General features: G+C 44.4%; 2 protein-coding genes. One reads left to right on the top strand and one right to left on the bottom strand.

What is annotated here, in order from left to right; translation table 11 throughout:
• Positions 1-168: 168 nt before the first annotated feature.
• The gene (locus JGK11_RS10595; protein WP_293195652.1) at positions 169-897 is read left to right on the top strand and encodes a gamma-glutamyl-gamma-aminobutyrate hydrolase family protein; all 729 of its coding nucleotides are present in this window, start codon (positions 169-171) and stop codon (positions 895-897) included.
• Between the two features lie 6 nt (positions 898-903).
• On the opposite strand, the gene JGK11_RS10590 is transcribed toward JGK11_RS10595, so the two are convergent.
• Positions 904-1365 carry an SRPBCC family protein gene (locus JGK11_RS10590; RefSeq protein WP_293195654.1) on the bottom strand — a complete coding sequence of 154 codons (462 nt, stop codon included), beginning with the start codon at positions 1363-1365 and terminating at the stop codon, positions 904-906.
• Between the last annotated feature and the right edge of the window lie 593 nt (positions 1366-1958).

Raw genomic sequence — 1958 nt, 5'->3', positions numbered from 1 at the left:
TTCTGGTGGCATGGGCTTCTAGCCCGTGCAAAAAACAGGCAAGATGCCTGTTCCACAATCAGTAAATTTTCTGGTGGCATGGGCTTCTAGCCCGTGCAAGAAAAACTTATTGATAATACTAGAATATCCTAGAACTAATGTAAATAATTATCTCCCACTCTCTAAAAAATGAAAAAACATCCCATCGTTGGTATCACAACTTACTGTCGCAGTCAAGCAGGCGAATATTGCCTCAACGGAGCATATATTGATGCAGTGCAGGCAGCAGGTGGTATTCCAATTTTACTGCCTCCCAATCAATTAGATCCGGCTAGTATTTTTGATGCCGTAGATGGTTTGATTTTTTCAGGTGGTGGAGATATCAATCCAGAACTTTATGGCGGTTTTGTCGATCGCACGGTTTACTCGGTTAACGCAGAACGCGACAATTTTGAGTTAAGCTTAGCTAAGCTAGCTTTGAGGGCTGACATACCCGTGTTGGGGATTTGTCGCGGAATGCAAGTCCTGAATGTAGCCAGCGGGGGGAATTTGGTCGTGCACGTACCGGATGCTTACGGAGAGGAGGTGAATCACCGACAAGAAAACCCGATTCGTGCGATCGAGCATATCATTAAAATAGACCCCGACAGCCGGCTAGCAAAAATCATGGGAACTACCTCTACAAACGTCGTTTCCTGGCACCATCAAGCCGTACAAACAATGATTCCCGGCTGGCAAATTGTAGCACGAGCACCCGACGGTTTAATAGAAGCAATCGAATACAAATATCACCCTTGGATGGTAGCAGTTCAGTGGCATCCAGAAATGTCGCCAAAAAGTCTCCCAAACTGCGAACTTTTTCGGGCTTTTGTCGAAGCAGCAGCTTCCAAGTTTATGAATTATACTAAATCTGCATGAAAATTTTCAGCCATTATTTGCATTTTTTTCGCACTCTCGCTTAGTGACTTCGTGGCGGTAGCGAAACATATCAGTTAACCGTATTTCTACCCACCAACCTAACAGCAAATCGACAATCGGGCCGCCCGGTATCGAAAATGCGATCGCATCTGTCAATCGGGTATGGCCATTTTCTGTGGTAAACTCGTGTCGGTGAGTCCAACGTGCCATCGGCCCCTCAGTTTGTTCGTCAACAAACAAGCGATATTGTTCGCATTCAGTATGAGTCGCCACCCATTTTACTGGAATCGGCCCCAATAACAGCCGAAATTCTGACACAGCCCCCACATCGAGTCCCCCTTCGCGGCGGATGATTTTCACCGGTTGCCAAGGCGGAGTCAACAGTTGCAGAATATCCGGCCTTTCGTAAAAGTTCCAGACTGTTTCAACGGTGGCGTTTATCAGCGACGAGTATCTAAAATTGGGCATTGTAAGAAGAAGGAAGAAGGAAGTTCGGCAGCGGATGTAACGGATGTAACGGATGTAACGGATAGAATTCCCGATTACCCATCATTGATTACCGATTACCCATCAGTTCTGCCGTCATTAGGAAGAAGGAAGAAGATATATATACAGTAAGTTTTTTAGCTATCCATACTTGACGTTGAATTAGCAGGTGGATTTACTGAGCGTTGGGTTAGACTCAGGGCGAACGCATCTAAACTTTATGTTAACACAATCTAGTATATTGGAGAAGAATTATTGACTACATACAAAACATTTAATTAGAGTTTATATATAACTACTCAATAACCGCTGGTGATTTTCGAGAATCTGAACGATAGCCAACGATTTTAGGTGGTTCCAGCCTTCCTATTCACTGATTTACCAGCGGTTTTTGTATTTTTTCAGCGGTTTTTGAGCAGTTACCACTCGGTTTTCAACTGACGGTGACTGTTAAGCAGACAAATTCCTGAAGCTATCGATCGCAAATAAAGTCGATCGCCTACAATCATGTATTCGGGTGTGTCGCCACAAAAAATCCTTAGCCAAACATCAAAAATCGAGCGGGCGACGCACCT

It is taken from the genome of Microcoleus sp. PH2017_34_RAT_O_A (assembly GCF_020737885.1).
Classification (GTDB): domain Bacteria; phylum Cyanobacteriota; class Cyanobacteriia; order Cyanobacteriales; family Microcoleaceae; genus Microcoleus.
The sequence above is the reverse complement of the archived record's forward strand: the minus strand, read 5'-3'. Positions and strand labels throughout refer to the sequence as shown.

Coding starts and splice junctions, on each gene's coding strand:
- JGK11_RS10595 (WP_293195652.1), top strand. CDS start 169: ATGAAAAAACATCCCATCGTTGGTATCACAACTTACTGTCGCAGTCAA.
- JGK11_RS10590 (WP_293195654.1), bottom strand. CDS start 1,365: ATGCCCAATTTTAGATACTCGTCGCTGATAAACGCCACCGTTGAAACA.